The sequence below is a fragment of the Petralouisia sp. genome, from assembly GCF_056822245.1.
Map to the genome: position 1 here is coordinate 35,102 of NZ_JBQIOP010000011.1, position 22,582 is coordinate 57,683.

Annotated in this window: 15 protein-coding genes; 3 read left to right on the forward strand and 12 right to left on the reverse strand. The window is 47.0% G+C overall.

Going from position 1 to position 22,582, the window contains the following annotated elements:
* Positions 1–3 precede the first annotated feature (3 nt).
* The 4 genes from ACTO17_RS06240 to ACTO17_RS06255 form a co-directional block, all read right to left on the reverse strand.
* A complete protein-coding gene (locus ACTO17_RS06240) occupies positions 4–2,247 on the reverse strand; it encodes a class I SAM-dependent methyltransferase (protein WP_482557293.1) in 2,244 nt (747 codons plus the stop codon).
* A gap of 4 nt (positions 2,248–2,251) precedes the next feature.
* Complete coding sequence (locus tag ACTO17_RS06245; protein WP_482557294.1) at positions 2,252–4,711, reverse strand: glycosyltransferase family 2 protein; 2,460 nt, start codon at positions 4,709–4,711, stop codon at positions 2,252–2,254.
* Positions 4,712–4,735: 24 nt separating this feature from the next.
* The gene (locus ACTO17_RS06250; RefSeq protein WP_482557295.1) at positions 4,736–5,998 is read right to left on the reverse strand and encodes an ABC transporter ATP-binding protein; all 1,263 of its coding nucleotides are present in this window, start codon (positions 5,996–5,998) and stop codon (positions 4,736–4,738) included.
* Between the two features lie 80 nt (positions 5,999–6,078).
* On the reverse strand, positions 6,079–6,906 hold the full coding sequence (locus tag ACTO17_RS06255; protein ID WP_482557296.1) for an ABC transporter permease: 828 nt from the start codon (positions 6,904–6,906) through the stop codon (positions 6,079–6,081).
* 211 nt (positions 6,907–7,117) lie between these two features.
* On the opposite strand from ACTO17_RS06255, the gene ACTO17_RS06260 reads away from it, so the two are divergent.
* On the forward strand, positions 7,118–7,825 hold the full coding sequence (locus ACTO17_RS06260) for a hypothetical protein (protein WP_172538119.1): 708 nt from the start codon (positions 7,118–7,120) through the stop codon (positions 7,823–7,825).
* A gap of 65 nt (positions 7,826–7,890) precedes the next feature.
* Here the strand turns inward: ACTO17_RS06260 and ACTO17_RS06265 are convergent, their stop codons facing one another.
* The 4 genes from ACTO17_RS06265 to ACTO17_RS06280 form a co-directional block, all read right to left on the reverse strand.
* Positions 7,891–9,933: an InlB B-repeat-containing protein gene (locus ACTO17_RS06265; RefSeq protein ID WP_482557297.1), complete on the reverse strand. Its 2,043-nt coding sequence runs from the start codon at positions 9,931–9,933 to the stop codon at positions 7,891–7,893.
* Between the two features lie 73 nt (positions 9,934–10,006).
* Positions 10,007–10,588, reverse strand: a complete 582-nt coding sequence (gene rfbC, locus ACTO17_RS06270; protein WP_482557298.1) for a dTDP-4-dehydrorhamnose 3,5-epimerase — start codon at positions 10,586–10,588, stop codon at positions 10,007–10,009.
* A 13-nt stretch (positions 10,589–10,601) separates the two neighbouring features.
* On the reverse strand, positions 10,602–11,480 hold the full coding sequence (gene rfbA, locus ACTO17_RS06275) for a glucose-1-phosphate thymidylyltransferase RfbA (RefSeq protein ID WP_172538116.1): 879 nt from the start codon (positions 11,478–11,480) through the stop codon (positions 10,602–10,604).
* Positions 11,481–11,598: 118 nt separating this feature from the next.
* Positions 11,599–14,793: a DUF5722 domain-containing protein gene (locus ACTO17_RS06280; RefSeq protein ID WP_482557299.1), complete on the reverse strand. Its 3,195-nt coding sequence runs from the start codon at positions 14,791–14,793 to the stop codon at positions 11,599–11,601.
* A 315-nt stretch (positions 14,794–15,108) separates the two neighbouring features.
* Between ACTO17_RS06280 and ACTO17_RS06285 the strand changes: the two genes are divergently transcribed.
* Positions 15,109–16,041, forward strand: coding sequence for a glycosyltransferase family 2 protein (locus ACTO17_RS06285; RefSeq protein WP_482557300.1), 933 nt, complete (start codon positions 15,109–15,111; stop codon positions 16,039–16,041).
* A 24-nt stretch (positions 16,042–16,065) separates the two neighbouring features.
* Here the strand turns inward: ACTO17_RS06285 and ACTO17_RS06290 are convergent, their stop codons facing one another.
* A complete protein-coding gene (locus tag ACTO17_RS06290) occupies positions 16,066–17,493 on the reverse strand; it encodes an MATE family efflux transporter (RefSeq protein WP_482557301.1) in 1,428 nt (475 codons plus the stop codon).
* A 96-nt stretch (positions 17,494–17,589) separates the two neighbouring features.
* On the opposite strand from ACTO17_RS06290, the gene ACTO17_RS06295 reads away from it, so the two are divergent.
* The gene (locus ACTO17_RS06295; protein WP_482557302.1) at positions 17,590–18,570 is read left to right on the forward strand and encodes a glycosyltransferase family 2 protein; all 981 of its coding nucleotides are present in this window, start codon (positions 17,590–17,592) and stop codon (positions 18,568–18,570) included.
* A 3-nt stretch (positions 18,571–18,573) separates the two neighbouring features.
* Here the strand turns inward: ACTO17_RS06295 and ACTO17_RS06300 are convergent, their stop codons facing one another.
* From ACTO17_RS06300 to ACTO17_RS06310, 3 genes are read right to left on the reverse strand one after another with little or no spacing between them, the layout of a single operon-like run.
* Positions 18,574–20,595: a hypothetical protein gene (locus ACTO17_RS06300; RefSeq protein ID WP_482557303.1), complete on the reverse strand. Its 2,022-nt coding sequence runs from the start codon at positions 20,593–20,595 to the stop codon at positions 18,574–18,576.
* 15 nt (positions 20,596–20,610) lie between these two features.
* The gene (locus ACTO17_RS06305) at positions 20,611–21,765 is read right to left on the reverse strand and encodes a glycosyltransferase family 2 protein (protein WP_482557304.1); all 1,155 of its coding nucleotides are present in this window, start codon (positions 21,763–21,765) and stop codon (positions 20,611–20,613) included.
* A gap of 1 nt (position 21,766) precedes the next feature.
* Positions 21,767–22,582: a glycosyltransferase family 2 protein gene (locus tag ACTO17_RS06310; RefSeq protein ID WP_482557305.1), complete on the reverse strand. Its 816-nt coding sequence runs from the start codon at positions 22,580–22,582 to the stop codon at positions 21,767–21,769.

Genomic DNA, 22,582 nt, shown 5'->3' on the forward strand with positions numbered 1-22,582 from the left:
TTCCTACCCTTTGAGCAGGCCCCGGACCTTCTTTTTCATCCGTCCTTTGGTATTTACCCTGTCCATCAAAAGCCGCGCCGTTTCCTCCTCTAAGATACTGATGCGGTAGGAAATGTCAATCTGACGTTTTCCCTCAGGGATTTCTTCTATTATAATCTTTGGGTCAGAATTGTCAAATACAAAGCAGTTTTTTTCCATTTCATATCCTGTAGTGGTATAGACTGCGGGAAGTTTCTGTTCCCCGTCCCTTCCGCGCCAGCACAGTGTCAAATCTTTCAAAATACAGGGAGCCAATGCCGGATCGATCCATACCCCTCTGCTCCCTTCTGGAATCGTAACGGTGCATTGAATGACAGAATCACAGCCGTGATCCACAAACCAGGAGCGCTCCTCGCAGAATCCTTCTCCATCGTCCACATACACCTGCATTCTTCTCCTGTCTTTCTCCGCCAAAAGTTCTCCCAGGGGAAGAGCCTTCTTGCCCATGCTGCGGTACAGTTCCCCGGCCGGAACATAATCTCCCCGGATATACCGTTGGAAATTCCGTTCCATTTCTTCATACTTAAGCCGCCTATCCCCGGTAATTCCAAATTCTTCATATAAATTTAAATCTTCTTTTAATATTTTTCGCTTTGCGGAGGTTTCAAAATAGTAGTGAATCGCCCGGTAAGCCAGAAATCCTGCCGGAACCGGAAACTCAAAGGTCCATTCATAATCCAGGACATGACGTTTCCCATCCTCTGTCAGCAGGATGTTGGAAAAAATCAGGTCAATATCCGCTGTTTCCACCGCAGCTTCCTCCCGGGGAAAGGATACGTTCCCAAAAACTTTCTGAAATTCCGGCGTCATGACAAATTCCACAAAAGGGGCGGCTTCCAGAATATGCTTCACTTCTTCCCGGAGCAGTTCCCTCATTTCGTCTTTTTTGCCCTCCTCTAACAGCAGATCCAGTTTTTCTTCCAGGGTAACGCCTGAAAGAAATTCAAAGAAAATCTTATCTTCCTCTAATCTGCACTGGTTGACCTGAAACAGACCTTTTGCCAAAAAGAGCTGCTCCAGTTTGTCTCTGGCTCCTGCAATGGACTGAATGTGGGGAACGCCGGCAGGATATTCCGGCATTTTATAGAGGGAAATCTCTCCCTGCTCTCTCACAATACAGGTGCGGATGGCAAATTCCGGGGAACGGCCGTTGGAATATTTGGTATATAAGACCCGGCTCTTCTCCCGTTTTGCTCCTTCGTTCATTTCAGGGTTTTCCGGCGCTTTGGTAATTTCCACAAAGAAAGAATTGGAATACAGCGGAAACAGGCCGTCTTTTATAATCTGATCAAAAACCTTCTCTTCATCCATCAGTACCAGCCGGTCTCTGTCGAAATTACAGATATTCTGAGTCAGTTCTCCCTGTCTTGGAAGATAATCCTCCGAATAAATCACTGTGGGAAACTTGTAATCCGGATAAGGATAATAAAACCGGTAATTTCTGTACCCGCATTCCTCAAACAGCTGTACCAGCTCCGGCCGGGTAAAAGTCCGGACGCCTTCGGTATTCTGATAGCCTTCCAGGCCCTCAAAGAAAGTTCCCACGTGATCTTCCCGGCAGCCTGCCCAATACTTTAATCCAAATTTATTTTCTATGGCAATCAGCAGTTTTCCGCCTGGCCTGATATGCTCCATAATTGTATTCAGGAACCCGTGGTAAGGTTTTTCCCCGCCGATATATCCCCTACCGTATTCAAACACGCCGATCAATGTGGCGTAATCGTAGTCACATTCCAGTTCTTTCTCAATATCCTGGAAATTTCCCACACAGATTTTGATATTCTCCCGCTCCTGATTTCTCAGTCCGTTGATGGTGCTGCGCCGCAGAGAAAGGTCAATGCAGGTGACTGATGCTGCCTGAGCCGCAGCCGCCGCTGTGACAGCTCCGCATCCGGAACCCACTTCCAGAACCTTTGCCCCGCTCTCAAAGGGATACCAGCTTAATATATGCTCTCTTTCCCGGGCCAGATGGTACATCACTGCCCAGTCCTGCTCTTTGGCAATGATTTGATTGTACGATTCCTGGGGATATGTTTTTGCCAGCTCCAGAATTCTCTCTTCTACCTTTCCGTCGCTGTACAAATCTTCTCCCGGATAACAAGATGTATCTAAGGTAACATTTCCGATTTTTTTCATTGTAACCTCTTTCCCTACTGCAATCTCTTCTGCTGTGATATAAAGCTGCGCCGTCCTGCCCTGTCTCCCCAACGCGTCACACCTGCCGCAGTGAAAAATCCGCCTTGGACAATGTCAGGTTGGGATTATAATAAGGATCGCCCTGATCCATAAATGCCTGCCATTTCGTTACAAAATATTTCATTTCCTTATAATAGCGTTCCTGTTTCTGGGGGGAATCCTCCAGTCCCCGGGATTTTGATTCATAATGATATAATTCTGCATAAGGATTGTATACTATCAGCTTTCCAAATTTCTTCACTTTCATACAGTAATCAATATCATTAAATGCAACCACCAGCTCTTCGGTCAATCCGCCCACCTGCTGATACACGGATTTTTTTGTCATCATGCAGGCCGCTGTCACTGCGCTGTAATTCTGGGCGCAGATAATTCTGGAAAAATACCCGTTTGATTTCCCGTCAAACCCGATAAAGGTATGCCCGGCAATTCCTCCGAAGCCAATCACTACGCCGGCATGCTGTATGGTGCCGTCCTCGTAATACAGTCTGGCTCCTGTAATTCCCACGTCCTCCCGCATACAGGGGCCAAGCAGTTCCCAGAGACAGTCTTTTCCGATCATTTCCGTATCGTTGTTCAGCAAAAGCAGATATTCTCCCTGGGCAAATTCTGCGCCGAAATTGTTAATGGCCGCAAAATTAAATTCTTTTTCCCAGTGCACCACACGGACTTTTTCGTTTTCTTTTTCCAGTTTTTTGTAATACTCAAAGGTTTCCGGCAGTTCGCTGTTATTTTCTATAATAATATACTCATAATTCCGGTAAGAGGACTGTTCCTCAATGGAACGGATGCATTTGTCCAAATCCTCTGTGTGATCTTTATTGGGAATCAGAATTGAAACCAAAGGCTGTTCTTTCCACTGATAATACACCCGGTAAAGGCCGGGATATTCCCCCATTTCCACCCTGGCCGGAATCTGAAGCCTGTCCAGATGGGCCTGCACCGCCCGTTTGCCTGCCTCAAAGGCATACCGCTTGCTCTCCGGATTCTCAGAGGTGGAATTCTCGTGGGCCCGCCAATGATACAGCACCTTGGGAATATGGTAAATTTCTCTGGTCTGTTCGCAGCAGCGCAGCACGAAATCATAATCCTGGGCGCCGTTATATTCGCCGTTCAGTTTTCCTGCCCGCTCCAGTAAATCTTTCTTCACCACCACCAGATGGCAGAAATAATTCATGCTGCAGAGCAAATCCGGGTTGTAGTCAGACTTGAAATGAGGTTGGAAATAATGTTTTCCATTCATGGAAACCTTGTCCTCATCTGAATAAATCAATTCCGTATCCGGTTTTTCCTGCAGAACCTTCACGCATTCATACAATGCGTCCTCTGACAGCAAATCATCATGATCGGCAAAGGCGATATATTCCCCCGCCGCCGCGTTTAAGGCTGCATTGGTATTCTCTGAAATCTTAAGAGGCGTGTCGTTTCGCACCACCCTGACCCGGCTCTCCTGCTTTTCTAATTTCCGCAGATATTTATCAATGGGAGAAGGTTGGCCGCTGCCGTCGGACAGACACAGCTCCCAGTTGGCATAAGTCTGCTTCTGCACCGATTCCACCAGTTTTTCCAGATATTTTTCCGGCGTCTTATATAAGGGCGCCACCACTGAAATCAGCGGAGCATAGGCAAACTGCTCCCGCCGCTGACGGTCCAGCTCTTCCCGGGAGGGCGTCACTGCCTGACGGTATTTCTCGTAATCTCCCTGAGGGGTGGATTTCTGGGCAAGCACCTGCATGGTACGGGCGCAAAACTGCTTCCATCCATGATGCTGCAGAAACCTGGCTCCTTTTCCAAGGTAACTGTTTCCCAGCATATTTTCGAAAAAAAAGGTAGACACAACGGGCACTTTCACCTGACTGACCCGGGTTCCGTTGGTAATCTCCAAAGTTACGGCTGACAAGCCTTTATGGGGCAGCGCCACCTCAAACCCGCTTTCCGGCATCTGCCGGATCTCCCGGTACACCTGGCTGACGTCTCTGCGCTCATGAAAGGACACACGGCTCTCGATTTCCTTTCCGCCGGCCCCTTTGACCCGGATGTCCACCGGAACAGCGGAAGCCGCCCACCCCTTGAGATAACATTGATCTTTCTTAAGGGTTACCTGCTCTAAGAAGAAATCCACCTGGCCCTGAAGCTTCTGCAGATTGGAAACCTTCTCCCGGTATACGAAACGCCCCTCCTGCTCCGGCCGGGACTCTGTGCGCACCCGCAAAGTCAGCTCCCTGCGCGTTCCGAAATCCTCCGGCAAGGTTACGTAGAGATAATATTCTTCTTCAATTCCCAGATCATAAATCATGTAACGCTGCCGCACTTCCATGCCGTCGTAAGTTTCCATCGTAAAGGAAAGGGGAACTCCGTCCAGCGTTACTTCCAGCGTATCTTCCGGCTTCATGCCATGCTTCCATCCCTGAAGCACCAGAATTTGTTCTTCTTCTATATGAAATCTGACTCTTACTACATTAAATTTCTCAATCATATTCTGTCCCTTTGCCCTGTCTTTTTATTCTAGTTCCACCGCTGATTCCATGTCAAAATAGCCCACGGTATTTTTCTGCGAAACCACGGCAATGCTGCACACGTCATACAGCCGGTGGTGCACCCTGAAATCTTCCTGTTCATATCCGGTGCATCCCAAGGACAGCAGATATTCTCCGCCCTGCAGGGTCATTTTCTGGGTAAAGCTGACGCTCTGCTCCTCCCCCGGCTGCTTTGGCTCCACCGGCTGCTGCTCCAACATGGTATTTGTTCCTGTCAGCTCAATTCCCATAAGATTTTTCAGGGTAAAGGCAAAAATCGGCTCTGCCACAGCCTCCAGGAAGGCCACCTTCATCTTTATGGTAAAAGGCTCTCCTTTCTGAATGACATTTGTGATTTTGCCGGTTTTATCGACCACTGCAAAATCTGTAATTTCCGCTTTCTTATCCCCGTATTCCAGCGTTTCCGGATTCACCGACAATGCGTTCCTCCATTTGTCCCCGGAAGCTCCCGGTTTCCACAGGGAAGAATTCTCCCGCCGTTTTTCTTCCTCCTGGGCCACCAGGGCCATCTTAAACCGATCCACCGCTTCTTTGGGCGTTCCTTCCATCACTTTCACACCCTTATTCAGCAGAATTGCCCGGTCGCAATACTTGGTAATGCTGCTCAGATCATGGCTGACAAAAAGAATGGTTTTTCCCATTTCCTTAAATTCTTCGAATTTCCGGTAACATTTTGACTGGAAAAACACATCTCCCACAGACAGCGCCTCGTCCACAATCAAAATCTCCGGCTCAATGTTGATTGCCACTGCAAATGCCAGACGGACAAACATGCCGCTGGAGTAGGTTTTCACCGGCTGATGTACAAAGTCACCGATATCTGCAAATTCCAGTATTGCCTCCATTTTCCCCTGGATTTCTTCTCTGGTAAATCCCATCATCGTTCCCTGGAGATACACATTTTCAATTCCTGTATACTCCTGGTTAAATCCTGCGCCAAGCTCCAGTAAGGCGGAAATTCTTCCGGCCACCTCTACTTCTCCCCGGCTCTGGCTGATCACGCCCGTAATAATTTTCAGCAGCGTGGACTTTCCGGAACCGTTGGTACCGATAATTCCCACCGTCTCTCCCTTTTTTATCTCCAGCGTAATATCATGCAAAGCCGCATGCTCCCGATATGCCTGTTTCCTGGACAGGCCCAGAGCGTCCTTCAGCCGTGCGGCAGGGGTATCGTACAATTTATAGATTTTACTGACATTTGTCACTTTAATCGCTGTCTCAGACATAATATCTCCTTTATTCCGGCTGCTTAAGTATTGCGGAACATGCAAATTCCGCCGTTTCTATCAGGCATTCCGCCAAAGGATTACAGCACATCTGCAAAATGCACTTTCAGCCGTTTGAACACCTTTACCCCCAACAGGCAGACTGTCAGGGTAAATCCCCAGAAGTACAGCGTCATTCCCGGATGCTCCCAGAACCACACCTTGTCAATAAATGCCTCCCGGTATCCCAGAACAATGTAATACAGGGGGTTGCACTTCATGATAATAAGAACCGCTTCCGGTATCTTTTCTTTCATATCGTTGATATCCCACATAATCGGCGTGGCCCAGACTCCGATCTGCAGCCCGATATTTACAATCTGCCGGACATCCGGAAAAAACACGGACACCGCACTGGTGAAATAACTCATGCCCAAGGCTAACAGCAGCACGCCTGCACTGTAATACAGGGCCTGCAGCACATACAAATCCGGAAAATATCCGTAAAGCAAAAACAGCAGCACTGCAACGGCCACAAAAAACACGTGTACAAATATAGAAGAAAATATTTTCACCACCGGAAGAATATCAATGTGAAATACGACTTTTTTTACCAGATAATTGTATTCGTTCAACACGGAGGTCCCTGCGCTGAGGCAGTCGGAAAAGAAAAACCAGGGCACGATTCCCGCCACCAGCCACAGTACATAGGGCAGCGGCAGTTCTCCCCTGATTTGGGCCCGGGCGCCGATTGCCATATCAAAGACAAACCAGTAGATTAATACGGTAATGACCGGCTGCACAAAGGCCCAGACGGTTCCAAGGTAGGAACCGGAAAATTTCGTTTTGAAATCATTTTTGGCCAGGGTCTTTATCAGGCGGCGGTTTTGGATGATTTCTGAAATAAGGTTTTCTGATTTCTGATTCATAGGTATATTGGCTTCCTTTTTATTTAATAGCTTGTGCCATTATAACATTTTTTACCATAATACGCAAATTTCGGAATATTTAGAAAAAATTATAAATTTCTTAACAATTCCATGGGAAATCTTCCATTGTTTTTTTTCTTAAGTTATGGTAACTTTATTATTAGCTTTTATGAACATTTTCACTCAAACTAAATCATGGGAGGTCTTAGTATTGAAAAAGTCGTTGAAAAAAATTTCTTCTCTGGTACTCACCTTTGCTGTTCTGCTGACGGGAATTCTCTTTGTTCCCCAGGCTGGCAGTGCAGCGGAAGCGGCTGCTGTGTATTATCTGCCCAGTTCTTATAAGAATATGGTATTTTACGCCGCGCCGGACGACCTGCCGGCTACCTTTGTAACGCTGAGGGTCTGCCGGAAAGGCTCCAGCAAAAAACCGCGGCCATCCTCCATTCAGGCGCTGACAAGCAGTGATTCTTCCATTGCAAGGCCCTATATTAATAAGGATGGAGATATCCGGGTTTATTTTTTCAAAAAAGCCGGTACTGCCGACATTACCTTTCAGATCGGGAGCCAAAAGCTGAAATCCACCATTACGGTGAAAAATTACAGTAATCCTCTGAGAAGTTTTAAAGTGGGAAAGAAAAATTTCACTTCCCGGTTTCAGTCCGCTACCGAATGCAATTATTTTCACTCTTCCACGCTGAAAAACCAGTTGGTTTCTGCAAAAGCGGCAAAGGGATGGAAAATCACTTCCATGAAACTGCAGTACGGTTCCGGTTCTTACGAGATTAGTTCCTGCAGCAAATCTTCTTTTGCAAAAAAAGTTACGTTTGACGGGGATCTGGACTATGTTACATTTACCATGCGCAACACCAAAACAAAAGCCTATGTGACTTTAACCTGGAACTGCATTAAAGAATAGTCGGCGGCATTCCCTTAAAAGGGCTGTGGGAAAATTATTTCTTTCTCCACAGCCCTTTTTCTTTTCTATTTCTTTATCTTTACGCTTTTCTTTCCGCTCCAGGAACCGTAAATCTTCTTGCCTTTGGAATCTGTCTTATAGGCCCGGGCCTGAACATAATAGGTCTTGCCTTTCTTCAGACTTCCGATGGTCCTGCTGGTGGATTTCCCGGTGACGCGTTTTGCCGATTTCATCTTCGAATTGGAGGCATAGCGGAACTCATATCCCTTGGCCCCGCTGACTTTCTTCAGGGTAACTTTCATTTTCTTTCCTGAAACATTGGTCACCTTCTTAATGGACGCCTTCCCTGTAGTAACTTTTTTCCACTTGGCAGTCAGCGTCATATCCTTCGTTACCTTTGAACTAAAATTCCACTTTTCTCCGGAACTGGTATACCAGCCCGCAAAAGAATAATTACTGCGCTTGGGATTGGCCGGTTTTTTCACTTTATTGCCGTAAAGAACCTTCCTGGAAGATATTTTATTGCCGCCTTTGGTATTGAATTTTACCGTGTAAGTGGATTTAGTAAGTTTTGCTGAGGTAACTTTACTGTCCCACATAGTATCTTTGACTGCAATTGCTTTTACCGTGTCATTATGCTCCACTTCGAAATAATCACCGGTGTAATAATAGCTTCTGGTAGCCGAGGAAGAAGGTTCGCTGCCGTCAGTGGTATAATAAATATCTGCCCCGGAGGTATCTGTGCTTAAGTTTACCAGAAGCTTCCCGCTTGCCTGAACTTTCTTAATTTGGGGCTCCGCCGCTGTTTTTGTGGGAGTTCCTATGGTTCCGATGGAAGTTGGGGTGGCTCCGGAATCCTGGGTGGCAGTTGGCAGCAGTCCTGTATAACAGCTTTCTTTCTGATGATAATTGTTCTGATCCAGTTTCCCGGTAATCATTGCTGTGCTGCGGTTAAAATAACCATACATCACTTCCATATCGTACTGCCCGTCCAGATCATCCCAGGTAAGATCTATATTATACCAGGAATCGTTGATACAAATCATATTCCAGGCATGTTCTTTACTGGTTACGCTTAAGGTATCCACTCCGGCTCCATTCATCAAAATGGTAAAGGCCTTCGTGTACCCTGCGCATACTGTATAATCATCACAAAATACACTGTAAGCCGTCTGATGGTAAGGGGTCTTTGATACAGGCTTCATATAATCATGATCATACTTTATTTTCTTACAGATTAAGTCATGGGCAATTCTGGCTTTCTCCACCTCTGTGGTTCCCGCTGCAATCTGGGCTTCCATGGCGTCAATCTGAGCCTTCACCTTGGCAGTCTCCGCCGCTCTTGTGGCCCCGTTGGCAAAGCCGTCGTAAATCATGGGGAACATTGAACTGCCATTGGACAGAAAACCGTTTCCTATAAAATAATATTGAGGATTGGAATAGGAAAACATGGTAAACAGATCTGCCGCTCTGTCATAGGTCACGCCCATGAAAGTAAAAGATACACCCTTTTGCGCTGCATAATAATATTCTCCCTGTACCGCCACTCTAACCGCATTCTCGGTTCCATGCAAATATCCCCTGGCAACCAGATCCAATGCATCCCAGAGTTTCCGCTCATTTTCATTCAGACGGTTATAGATATAATTGCTGGAATACACATCCCAGGAAGAATCGTACTGTTTGGAGCCAAGTACAGAAGAACGGTATTCCAGTGTCCCGTCTGCTGCTTCCTGAGGTTCTATAATCTCCAGAGATTCCGCTGTCTCTTCCGATATCTCAACCACCTTAGGCTGCTCCACGCCGCCCATGGGAGGCGTCCAGTTCTTCAGAATATCCTCTTCCATGGACGGTTCATCCAGAGAGAGAGGTTCCTCTGATTCCTGCTCCTCCTCTGTCTGTGCGGCATTTCCGCCGTTTTCCGGTTCCTCCTGCTGATTCCAGAGCTCATTCAAAGGCTCTGTGTCTGAAAGAGTGTCCTCTGCATCAGAAACACGGCCCTCTGCCCTCCCGTTCTCTTCTGTGTTGGCTGCTGCAAACGTTTCTGTGGGAGCCATGGAAAATGCCATCATTCCCGCCAGGAAAAATGCTAAAATCCTTTTCTTCATGCTGCAAATCCTACCTTTCTTTCCGGCTCTGTCTGTTCACGGGACTGCCTGCGGCGATCCCGCAACGCAGCTCTTATTTTTCTCTCCGGCTGCTTACATATTCTCCGATTCCTCCCCAGACCTTATCTTTGTCTGAAAGAATCAAATCATCCTCTGTCATTCCCTCCGGCATGGGCCACTGAACGCCGATTTCAGGATCTTTCCACAGCAGGCCCCCCTCATCGTTGGGATGGTAAAAATCTGTCACTTTATAACAAAATTCTGCATATTCAGACAATACCACAAATCCATGGGCAAATCCTTTGGGAATAAAAAACTGCTTCTTATTCTCGGCAGAAAGTATCACTCCAAACCATTTGCCAAAGGTCTCAGAGCCTTCCCGCAAATCCACCGCAACGTCAAATACTTCTCCGTTTACCACCCGGACCAGTTTATCCTGGGGATAATTAATCTGGAAATGGAGCCCTCTTAAAACCCCTTTCTTAGAAGCCGACTGATTATCCTGCACAAATGTACAGTCTATCCCCGCCCGGGCAAAATCATTGTAATTATATGTCTCCATAAAATAACCCCGCTCGTCTCCGAACACCGCAGGCTCTATCACTTTTAATCCCTGAATTCCGTTGCAATTGTCTGTTACCTGAATCTTTCCCATATTATCCTCCATGCTATAATCCAGCCGCCACATCCATCAAATACTGTCCATACTCTGTCTTTAACAAAGGCTCCGCCAGCTTCTTCAGCTGCTCCACATCAATAAAGCCCCGTTTGTAGGCAATCTCTTCAATGCAGGAAATATACAATCCCTGACGCTTCTGAAAGGCAGATACAAAATCCGCCGCCGCAAGCAGCATATCATGATTTCCGGTATCCAGCCATGCAAAACCGCGGCCTAAGGTTTCCACCTTGAGAGTTCCCCGCTTCAGATATTCATTATTCACGCTGGTAATCTCAATTTCTCCCCGGGCAGAGGGCTTCACGTTCCTGGCAATCTCCACCACGTCATTATCATAGAAATACAGCCCCGGCACCGCATAGTTGGACTTGGGATGCTCCGGCTTCTCCTCAATGGAAATGGCCGTCCCTTCCTCATCAAACTCCACAACGCCGTACTCTCTGGGATTCTTCACATAATACCCGAAAATTGTGGCTCCCGGCCGTCCTTCTGTCCGGTCTGCCGCTTCCTTCAATACTCTGGAAAAGCTCTGACCGTAAAAAATATTATCGCCCAGCACCAGCGCCACCGCATCTTCGCCGATAAATTCTGCGCCGATAATAAATGCGTCTGCAAGTCCTCTGGGTTCTTCCTGAACGGCATAGGCAAACCGCATGCCAAGCTGGCTGCCGTCTCCCAACAGATTTTCAAATACCGGAAGATCTCTGGGAGTGGAGATAATCAATATCTCACGGATTCCCGCAAGCATCAGGGTAGACAGGGGATAATAAATCATCGGCTTGTCATACACCGGCATAATCTGCTTGGAAATCGCTTTCGTCAATGGGTATAATCTGGTTCCGGAACCTCCGGCTAAAATAATTCCTTTCATGGCCTCCTCCAACGTACACTTTCATTTTCTGGATATTATTCCAATATTTTCACTTTTTCATCCCTTTCAATGCTTTTTCTATTCTACCATCTTTCCTGCCAGGATACAAGCCCGGGCATCAGGTTTTCCGGTACATGCCCTTGATTCTGGATGTTTTATAGCCGGATACAATCTTTTTCCAGGATTTAACCCCCAGCATTCCCCTGTATTTCTTGGTATATTTGCTGGCCTGAGAAGTGTCCATGTATTTGAAAGCATTAAACGCCTCTTTTCCTGCAATTCCCATTCGAAGTCCCTGAGCCGTCTCATTGGCGTTATCGGAAAAGCTCCGGATAATAAAAGCGTCTATCATGGGATTGCAGGCCGCAATATAATAACTGTAAACAAGCGCCGCCGCCTGGTTGGCTTCTCCCCAGGGACTGGAAGAGGTGTAACCCTGCTCCGAAAGGATAATCCGCACGGAAGAACCGTAGTTTTTCTTGATATAATCCGTCAATATTTTAATATTCTTCATGGTGATGTAAGGAGTGTTCACATCATCTGTAATGCCGAACCCTTCCCAGAAATTGGTATAAGTCAGCGGGAATGAGTAGGCATGATAAGCCAGGTTCCAGTCCAGGCCCTTCTCGATTTTATTCAGCTGTTTTAAAAAGGCTGAGATCACATATTTCGCACTGTAGCCGCCGCTTTGGGTGGTATTCCAGAAATTGTCGGTGCAGATGAAAATATGGGCGTTGGAATACTGGGTTTTTACCGCATAATACAAGGCCCGGAAGGCATAGGCATAGGATTTAAAATATGCTGTGGTTGTCATTCCGCCTTTGTAATGCCATCCTGCCGGATTGTTTACTTCATTTCCCAGAATCCAGTTGGATACATAGCAGTTCTTCTTTCCAAACAAACCGCCCAGGTAACAGAAAATGGCCTCCATCTTTTCTCTGGAGCTGTTGGTGGTCACATTCCAGCTGTAATAGGGAGCCGCCCCCTTCACCCTGGCTTTCACCGGAATCAAATCCGTATGACCGGTTGTCCAGTCCAGCATCACCTGCATGGTCACATTAATATTTCTCTTATTACACTCTGTCACCACCTGCTGATAGTAAGTCATGGGATTAAAATAATAAGTTTTGCCATTATAGTTGTAGGGAACTGTCCCATTATCACATACCATAGACACAGTAACATTCAAAAAGTTCTGTCTTGCCCCGCAGTCAATAATTTCTTCCATACTCTTGTCGAACTGCATGCCCTTTTTGGTGGTTCCCGGCTTGTATTTGGACTTGTTGGAAGCCGCCTTCTGGGCATTTTTTACAAAAGATGTGGTGCTGATCAACTGGTAGGAGCTGCCCTTTTTAACGGCAATGCCGAACATGGAGGTGGCATACCCCCGGTTTTCCGCTGTTTTCAGGCTGAAGGTAATATTTTTCTTCTTATAAACCTTGGCCGCCTCTTTATACATTTTTTTATTCAGCGGATTAATATACATCAGATAATAGTAATCGTCTGAACTTGCCACTCGTTTCTTAATGGTGGCTTTTACGCTTACCTTACCGGTTCCTGTGGCTTTGCAGGCGGTCAGTTTTGCCGAATCTGACTTGGGCTTCTGGGTGCACTTCACCCATTTGGCATAAACAGTCAGATTGCCGGTATTGCCTTCTTTGATTTCGCCTACACGCTTCTTGAAATTAGAAGTTTTGTACCATCCGTCAAAATCGTAGCCTTTTTTGGTGGGCCTTGGCAGAACAAAGGGTTTATCCGTCGTATAAACTTTTTTGGCTGAAGCCGCTAATTTTCCGCCGTTGGTATGATATGTAATTTTGTATTGAATGGCTGTCCATTTGGCATACAATGTCACCGTACCATTTTTAACAGCCGTTAAATTGCTGACCTGGGACCCCTCCCGATACGTAGTTCCGGTACCGTCCGCTTTGGTATTCCATCCTGCAAAGGTAAATCCCTTCCGCTTAAAGGCATTTTTTTTCAAAGTAAAAGGCACGCCGTAAATCTGGCTGCTGCCGGCCACGCTTCCGCTGTCGGCCTTGTTGCCGTCATATTTTACAGTATAGGGATTCCCTTCCCACATAGCATAGAGGATCACGATCTCTCCTAACCCTCCTAAAGACTTGATTTTTCCTTTATCCGCATAAGCAGTTCCGGTACCGTCCGGTTTGGTATTCCAGCCTGTAAAGGTATACCCGGTGCGTTCAAATTGATTTTTCTTAAGCGTCCTGTTTTTATTATAGGTGCAGGGCATATCATCCATTGTGCCGGTTCCGCCGTTGGCATTGTACCGGACGGTGTACAGGCCCACTTCCCAAACAGCGGTAAATGTAAGCGTTTCACCGTCTGTTTCTGTCAGGTTGCTGTTTAATTCTGCTTCGTCCTGAAACGTATGCTTCACACCGGCAATCGTAACCGTCCATCCTGTAAAAGCATATCCCCGTTTCTCAAAACCGTTCTCCGGCAGCTTCTTGGGCTGATCGTAAACAACCGTAATCGGAACCATCGTGCCGGTTCCGCCGCCGGCGTCAAACTGAATGGTATAGGAAATGGGCTCCCAGTATGCTTTCAGGGTCAGATTTCCCTCTACCGGCCGTTCTGCAAACTTATACTCTGCGCCTGTCTCATCCATCCAGTACTGCAGCTTATATCCTTTTCTTACAGGCGCAGGAATCTGCTCTGCAGCAATCAGTTCTCCTCCCTTTACAGCAATCTGCCTGGTAGGCTCCCCGGTATCCGGCAGGTTTCCTCCGTTAAAATCAAAGACCACTGTGTATTCTTCCACCGGCGCCCAATATGCTTTCAGGGTAAGATTTCCCTCTACCGGCTGTTCTTCGAATTTAAATTCTGTTCCGGCTTCGTCTGTCCAGTACTGCAAAAGATATCCTTCTTTCACTGGCGCAGGAATATTTTCTGCTGCAATCAGCTCACCTTTTTTTACCTGAATCTGCTTTTGGGTCTCTTCGGTATCCAAAAGCTTTCCTCCGTCAAAATCAAACGTTACCGTATATTCCTCTGACTCTTCCGGAGCACCCGGTTCTCCGCCGCCGGTTCCATCTCCTGTATCCGGCTTATTTTCGCCATCTCCTGTCCCCGGCTCATTTTCCGAGTCTCCTGTTCCCGGCTTATTTTCGCCGTCTCCTGTCCCCGGCTCATTTGAACCAGCATCCCCTGTATCATTATTATCCCCCGTTAATGCTTCTGTGCCGGCCGCAGACGCCCTGGGCGCATACTCTGCAGCATAGAATGTTTCTGCTCCCGTCTGAAACAGAAGCAGCACTGCCAGAAGCAGTGTCGTGATACGTTTTCTCATTTCATGTCCTTCTTTCTTCGTTGTGTTAGTAAACCTCCATCATGCACAGCCTGCCGTTCGGCGGGCCGCATGGCCATCCATACTATGGAAGCCAGGGGCTTTCATAGTAAAACCTCCATCATGCTCAGCCTGCCGTCCGGCGGGCCGCATGGCCATCCATACTATGGAAGCCAGGGGCTTTCATAATTGGCACTTTTCAATTGCTGACGTTCCGTATATAATATAATAAAATTATTTGATATTTTCAAGGTTCGCCTAATTAATTTATCAAAACAATGTGATATAAATATGATAGCTTCGAAAGGAGAATTACACTTGCACACCACACCATCCGTTCATATTTTACTGGCTTCCTACAACGGCGGCAAATATATCCGGGAGCAGCTTGACAGCCTTCTGGCCCAGACATATCCAAACATTTCCATCTATATCCGGGACGACGGCTCTACAGACGACACCGTTTCCATTATCCAGGATTATATTGCCGGCAATACTACATCGAAAAAAATTGTGCTGCTGGAAAACGGAGGCGTCAATCTGGGCTGTCCCGCTTCCTTTTACCAGATTTTAAAAGAGTGTCCCCCGGCGGATTATTATGCTTTCTGCGATCAGGACGACATCTGGTATCCCGATAAAATCAAACGGGCCGTCAAAAAGCTGGCCTCAGCGCAGCAGCCGGAGCGCCCCTGCGTCTATTTCTGCGGCTACGAATATTATACGGACACCGGAGAATTTCTGCGGCATTCCCCGCCTCAGAAAGCATCTATCACTCTGACAGATGTGCTGTACTACACGCCGGCCTCCGGCTTCGTGATTGTATTTAACGAAACCGCCAGACAGGAATTGATTTTACAGGTAGATCCCGGAAGGGAGCTTCATGACCGCTGGCTTCTTCGGGGGGCCGCCTGCTTCGGAACCATCATTTCCGATCCCCGCCGCCTGGCCACCCATATCCGCCACTCGGACGCTGTTACCGCAGAAGATTCCAGTGATTCCAATCTGCTTTGCAGTTTCCTGAAAAATGAAATCGGCGGAACAGCCATGACAGACAGCAAAGAAGATTTGGCTTATTTTCAAAATGTGTTTCGCCATAAGCTCTCCGCCTCCCAGCAAAAGACCCTGTCGCTGTTTACCGCGAAAAACAGCTTTCTGCGGCAGATTCAAAAGCTGTTTTATCCCAGACGGCTGCGGGCGCGGCTTGCGGGGGAACTTGCGATTCGGATATTGTTTTTGATTGGGAAGATTTAGCATTTCCATACACAATTCAAATTGTTATCCTGCAGCATTCCCCTTCACGATACCCAGAAGCTTCTGAAGCTGCCGCCAGAAGCACAGCAGGGAAAGTCCGCATACTGCGGCAAAATACAGGAAAAATCCCGGGATGGGGTCTGCATCCGCCAACAGATAAAAGATCAGCAGCCCTGCCAGAATATAGCCGTATCTGCGCAGGCAGCCTGCCAGGGGCATCTGCAGATACCGGATAAAAATCCGCTCTGTCACCAGATACCAGATCACAAAGGACAGCAGGCTTGCCCCTGCAATATAGCGGTAATCGCGGAACATCACATAAGCCGCCGCGTTTAACAAAAAGGAAATCCCAATGGCAAAAATATTGTTCCAGGTATATTCCTTAATCAGCTTCAGCACTTTAAAATAATTGCCGCAGACCAGGGTAATCACAGCCCGAAACACCACTGTGCCGAATAAAATCGCCACCACGGACAGGCTTGGGATAAATTTTTCCAGCCAGCGCAGGATAATAAATTCCGCCGCATAAAATGCCAGCATGGAAACCATGGAAACCATGGAAAGCACATCGCTCATCAGTCCGTAATATTCCGCATATTTTTCCTCTTCCACCCGCACAAGATACGGATATACCAGATTGGACACAGCGCTTATAGCAGTAAAAATCACGGAAATCACCGAAACTGCAAAGGAATACATGGCAAATTCCGTCTGGGAAAACAGATTGTCCACAAACATGCTGTCAATTCCCAGAATAATAATCCCCACAAATTCACTGAGCATCAGAAAGAATCCGTTTTTGATCAGTTCAGGGATTCCCGTATCCCCAAGCCTGGCTTTTTCTCCCCACAAAAGAACTTTATTCTGGCCCATGACAATCACCATGCAGACCAGATTGCATATGGTAAGAATCACCAGAATCCATTTAAAATCATACCACCGGAACAGAATGACCAGCAGAACCATAACCAGGTTCAGAATGTTCTGCAGATACGTCACAAAGCTGTCAATGACAAACCTTTTGGTAAACTGGTTGATGGAGGAATAGAACCATTTGATATTAATCAGCGGAATATTGATGATAACAAACCCAAAAGCAATGACCTTGTCCTGTTCCATCGCAGATGCGCCCCCAGAGAGAAGCAGGGACAGAACTGCCACAACCGCCGCCTGGGACAGCAGCATAAAAAAACTGTAGGCCCGAAACACTTTTTTGGGAATCTGTTCCAAATCCATATTTCCGTATTTCAGATAAATGCCGTTTACAATTCCAAAATGAAAGAAACCTGCATAGGAAATATACAGCAGATACACTCTGTAATAGGCATAATCCGGAATGCTCAGTTCTTTCGGCAGAATAAAACCTGAAAACAATGCAACTAATATTGTAAAAATATTGCTGCTTACCACCATAATGACATTGATTAGATTTTCTTTCTTTGCTTTTTCCATTTTATTTCCCTGCTTTTCTTTCACGTTATTGTATGCTAATATAATCTGAGAGAATAAACTACTGTATCTTTTCTAATATAAAGAGGAATAACTGCCATGAAACAGACGACTGCAATTTTACTTGCCGCCTATAACGGCGAAAAATATTTAAAAGAACAATTGGATTCCATTGTGGGTCAGACTTTTACAGACTGGGTCCTGTTTATCAACGATGACGGCTCCACCGACAGCACCCCGGAAATCTTAAGACAATATCAGAACATGTATCCGGATCAGATTTTTCTTTCCGAAAACACTTCGGGAACCCATGGAGCCACCGGCAATTTTGCCGATCTGTTTGCCAAAGTGTCCGGATATGAATATTATGCGTTCTGCGACCAGGACGACCGGTGGGAACCGGAAAAATTATCCGAAATGATCCATTTTCTGAAAAACTGCCAAAAAAAGTATGACGGCCCTCTGCTGGCCTATTGTACCCTTCGGATTACCGATCAGGATATGAATCCCATCAGCGATTCCCTGGAAACATACACCCATGCCGCACTGGGCCAAAAACAGCATTACCGAAAACTGCTGCTGGCCAACTACGTTCCGGGCTGCGCCATGGTTTTCAATGATAAATTAAAAAATTTGGTCTCTTCTTACCCGAAGGAAATTGACCTTCATGACTGGTGGATTCTGCTGCTGTGCGCCGCTTTCGGGCGAATTGTCCGCAAAAACGACACCCCGCTTTCCAATTACCGGCAGCATTCCTGCAACACTTTAGGCGTAACCAATACGCGCTCCACCCTTTATCGGATTCTGGATAACCTGCGGCCCTCGGTATTCCGAAAACACCTGCGCTCCTTAACCAACTGCCGGAGACAGGCTGCTACCCAGACCCAGACTTTACTGCAGGTCTACGGAGACAGGCTTTCCCCGGAGCAGCGAAGGCTGGCTCAGAATGTTCTGGCTCTGCTTCGTTCCGGAAACCGGCTCAAAAGCGTAATTCTGGGAATGAAATATCCCTATCTGGGAAATACGCTTTATGAGCGGTTTACCTTCTGGTGGTTTACAATCCCCAAAGAGAACAGATAAATTCTATTGGAATGCCATACCTGTTTCTTTTTTCTGCACCAGCCTCATTACAACGGCCGCGCACCCTGCCAGAGACAGCATTGCCGCCAGATTAAGCATGGGATAAGCTGCGCTTAAATACATGTAGCTGATAGCCGGACATTTTTCCAGGTGGGTGACAGCTACGCCCAAAAATAAAATCAGCAGGCTTAAACCGATTCCGGTGATAATCAGCCAGAGGTTTACCGTGTCATACTGCCGCTTTCTCCATTCCAGTACGGATAAAACCGTAAACACTGCGTAGGCCGCCGCTCCCGCCAAAGCCAGGATAGGGCAGAAAAAGTGATAGATATTATATACTATATTGCACCGGTCCGCCGCTTTTTGGGCCTCCTGGCGGATCATCTGCTGCCCTCCCTGCTGAAAGAATCCGTCTATGGAGCCCACACATTCCTCTTCACTGACGTCTGCCAGTCCAGTTTGGGTAATTCTGGCTTTGACCACCTGCTGCTCTTTCTCATAGGCCACAAGGAAAAAGTCGGTATTTTCCTTTCCGCCGCCGTCCCATTCGGCAACATAGCGGCACTTTTCAGCCCCCTCTGCCTGGGGGTATTTTTCTTTTACATCCGGGCTTTCTTCAAAATCCAACTGTACAAACTGATGGCCCTCTGCATCTTCAATATAAACCTTCAGTTCCTTCAAATCATACTGGGGAAACGCTGCCCACCCCACGCAGTAATAATCCGTATCAAACATGCCATAATAGGCATGATTGCGGGTCAGCAGTTCAAATCTCTGACTGCCTGCAATGTCGTCCCCCTCCAGGGAACAGATATCGGAAAACAGATATTGATGGCCTGCCACATACTGAAAACACTGCCCAATGGCTGACAGCAGTTCTTTCCGCTCTTTCCCGTCAGCTATATGGTAAGCATCTGAAAAAGACCGTTTTGCCAGCTTCAGTTCCCCTTGTTCTGCTGCCTCATGTAATTCTTCATACACATTTTCAAAAAATTTATTGGCTGTCCGGCAGTCCTTATAGCATCCTGCTCCGTCAAATCCCCGAAGCAGGGCCCAGCCAATCCAGCCGTCCTCCACATTGCCGTCCTTTGGATGGGTGTCCGCCTCATCATACCGGTCCATGGCGTCTTCGATTTCATCCTTTGCCGAAGCCAGCGTGGGCGAAAGCTCATACAGCCGTTGAAGGGTTTCTCTGGGCAGACTTACATTTTCTATGGGATTTTCTGATTCCACTCCTGTTAAAATCCCCATGGCCGGGCCATAATAAGGAATGCCGGTATCCCCGTAAGCGATCGTATTCAGTAAATCTATGGTTTTGGAAAAAAACAGAATTCCAAGAAAGGGCATACACAGCAGAATCAATTTGGGAAAGGGCCTGGCTTCCTTTCGGTTTTTGATTAAAATCCCGGCGGCAACTGCCAGAATTACCAGGGTAAAGGGCAGAATCCAGATGGTGTCGCTTTTGGTTTCCCACAGAAAACCAAGGCTTCCCGCTGCCAATACCGCCCAAATACAGTTTCTTCGGAAAGATTCTTCCCGGATTTCAAAATAAAGGTTCAAAAGACTGCCAAAAAGCCAGAGCAGCAGTGTCACGGCAAAACCGTTCCGGTACACTCTCTGCCCGGTTTCTACCGCCGTCATAATCGGATGGAACAGCGTAACTGTATAAATCACGCATAACAGCCATTTTTTCTGAACCACATGGCTGATTCCGTACAGTAAAATCATACATCCTGCGATATACAGGAGAGTGGTTCCTGTAATGTAAGACAAATGCAGCCGATGGAGCACTGCCAGATAAATGGCAAACCCCACTTCCTTCATAAAAATATAGTTGTTAAAGGGGCCCGTCCATTTTCCTCCTGCAATATTCAGCGCCCAGTCCGCCATCAGGGCGTCATCGCAGGCTGCAGCCGGTATGGGATAAATCACCAACCCCTGCACCATCCATATTTTTATCAGCGACAGCGCCGCAATCACTGCCAGAAACCAGTTAATCCTTTTTATCCCCTGTTTCGCATTCATCTGTCAAATTCCTCTCTATTTGTGCCTGATATGCAGAATGCCGATGAAAAAACTTCCGAAAATAACTTCGATCCCCACCACAATCAGCAGCATGGCAGGAATGGTAATCCGCATCATATTCTCTGGTGACAGTCCCCCGAATCCTGTATTTCCCCAAATGCAAAAAGCAATAATTGTAATAATAATTCCTGCAAAAAACAGCAGCAGGCCAATAACCACGCCTCTTTCCGTGGAAATATCCTCCAGCCACCGATCCAGCTTGCTTTCCGTGGGAATAAATCCGGTCACGCTTGCATAAGAACGGACAAACAAAGAAAACATTACCAGATTAAAGCCCACCATCATAGCGGCGGCAGAATACATCAGGGTATGAACCCCCAGTCCCACAGATCCAATCCGGATGTTTCCAAGACTTAAAATCACAGTCAGAACCAGTCCCAGAAGAAACAAAATCAATCCCGGATACATAAACAGCCAGTTGGGGCTGTGCATCAGAAGGAATTTCAGATGCCGCCATCCGTCAGACCAGCTTCGCAGATGGGGCGCATGGGAACGGCCGTCTTTTTTCAAGGTGGTGGGCACCTCCGCGATTTTCAGATGATTCAGCGTGGATTTTACCACCATCTCACTGGCGTATTCCATTCCGGTTGTCACCAGGCCAAGCTTCAGAATAGATTCCCGGTTATATCCCCTGAGCCCGCAGTGATAATCTCCGATTTTGCAGGGAAAAAACAGCCTTGCAATAAATGAAAGCACCGGATTGCCCAGATATCGGTGAAGCGGCGGCATGGCCCCCGGCTCAATGCCTCCCTTAAAGCGGTTCCCCATCACCAGATCATAGCCCTCCCGCAGTTTTTCCACAAAAGGCCCCAGATGAAGGAAATCATAACTGTCGTCTGCATCGCCCATGATCACATATTTTCCAAGAGCTCCGTTGCATCCGCCGATCAAAGCCGCGCCGTATCCTTTTTCCGGTACGTCTACAACTCTCGCGCCGTTGTCTCTAGCAATCTGCTGAGAACCGTCGGTGCTTCCGTTGTCCGCAATCAGAATCTCTCCGTTGACGCCGCTTTCCTCCAGATATTTCTTTGCTTTTCCAATACAGACAGCCAGCGTTTCCGCCTCATTGAGACAGGGCATCAGTATGGTAAGTTCGTACTGTTCACTCATTTTATTTCTCCTTATGTTCCATGGAATTGGATTCTTCCCCTTTGATATAGAATCGCATAATAAATTTTGCCATCCATCCGGGCCAGAATTTCAAAAACATGGCATAGTCTTCCCGGGCCCGGATATTTCCGTTGTTAATGGCAACGGAAGTCTCCGATTCCAGGTGGATTCTGTGCCAGGTCAAAGGCCGTCTGTCATAGACAAACTCTCCCTTTTGCTTAGACAGCAGTTCCCATGCCTGCCAGTCGATGTTGCTTTTAAATCCGGGAATAAACACCGTAGCCGGCAGATGTTCTCTTATGTAAGTCACAGAAGGGCAGGAAATGGGATTTCCCATGGACAGGATTCTCCTGCGCACAAAAATATTCCCATGAAACGCCCGGACTCTCAAAGGCAGCAGCATGAGACGTTTAATTTTCAATAATTTATTTCTGGAAACCTCCTGTCCGTCCCGCAGCTCATTGTAATCCGTAAAATAAATCAGCGGATGTTTTGCGCGGTTTACGCCGTTTAACATATGTTTTACGTAATCAGGATGATACATATCATCCTGATGGGCCAGGGTGATCAGCCTGGTCCTGCAGTGATAATATGCAAAATTCCAGTCATTGGCAATTCCCGCTGCTCCGTGATTGACAAACAGCGGTATGCCGTATTCTTCTGCCAGGCTGCGGATATAATCATTCTCCGTAGAAGTTGTCATAATCATCCTGACTGGCACTGTCTGCTTCTTTAACGATTCGATGCATTCCCGCAAAAATGGGCTTTCTTTATAAGCGCAGATTGCAAAGGTATGATCCTTTGGTTCATATTTCAT

What these genes read in the sequence shown, in the direction of transcription:
- ACTO17_RS06255 (WP_482557296.1), bottom strand. Translation starts at nt 6,906, where the DNA reads ATGAATCAGAAATCAGAAAACCTTATTTCAGAAATCATCCAAAACCGC.
- rfbC (WP_482557298.1), bottom strand. Translation starts at nt 10,588, where the DNA reads ATGGGAAAGATTCAGGTAACAGACAATTGCAACGGAATTCAGGGATTA.
- ACTO17_RS06290 (WP_482557301.1), bottom strand. Translation starts at nt 17,493, where the DNA reads ATGGAAAAAGCAAAGAAAGAAAATCTAATCAATGTCATTATGGTGGTA.
- ACTO17_RS06280 (WP_482557299.1), bottom strand. Translation starts at nt 14,793, where the DNA reads ATGAGAAAACGTATCACGACACTGCTTCTGGCAGTGCTGCTTCTGTTT.
- ACTO17_RS06300 (WP_482557303.1), bottom strand. Translation starts at nt 20,595, where the DNA reads ATGAATGCGAAACAGGGGATAAAAAGGATTAACTGGTTTCTGGCAGTG.
- ACTO17_RS06245 (WP_482557294.1), bottom strand. Translation starts at nt 4,711, where the DNA reads ATGATTGAGAAATTTAATGTAGTAAGAGTCAGATTTCATATAGAAGAA.
- ACTO17_RS06310 (WP_482557305.1), bottom strand. Translation starts at nt 22,582, where the DNA reads ATGAAATATGAACCAAAGGATCATACCTTTGCAATCTGCGCTTATAAA.
- ACTO17_RS06250 (WP_482557295.1), bottom strand. Translation starts at nt 5,998, where the DNA reads ATGTCTGAGACAGCGATTAAAGTGACAAATGTCAGTAAAATCTATAAA.
- ACTO17_RS06305 (WP_482557304.1), bottom strand. Translation starts at nt 21,765, where the DNA reads ATGAGTGAACAGTACGAACTTACCATACTGATGCCCTGTCTCAATGAG.
- ACTO17_RS06295 (WP_482557302.1), top strand. Translation starts at nt 17,590, where the DNA reads ATGAAACAGACGACTGCAATTTTACTTGCCGCCTATAACGGCGAAAAA.
- rfbA (WP_172538116.1), bottom strand. Translation starts at nt 11,480, where the DNA reads ATGAAAGGAATTATTTTAGCCGGAGGTTCCGGAACCAGATTATACCCA.
- ACTO17_RS06265 (WP_482557297.1), bottom strand. Translation starts at nt 9,933, where the DNA reads ATGAAGAAAAGGATTTTAGCATTTTTCCTGGCGGGAATGATGGCATTT.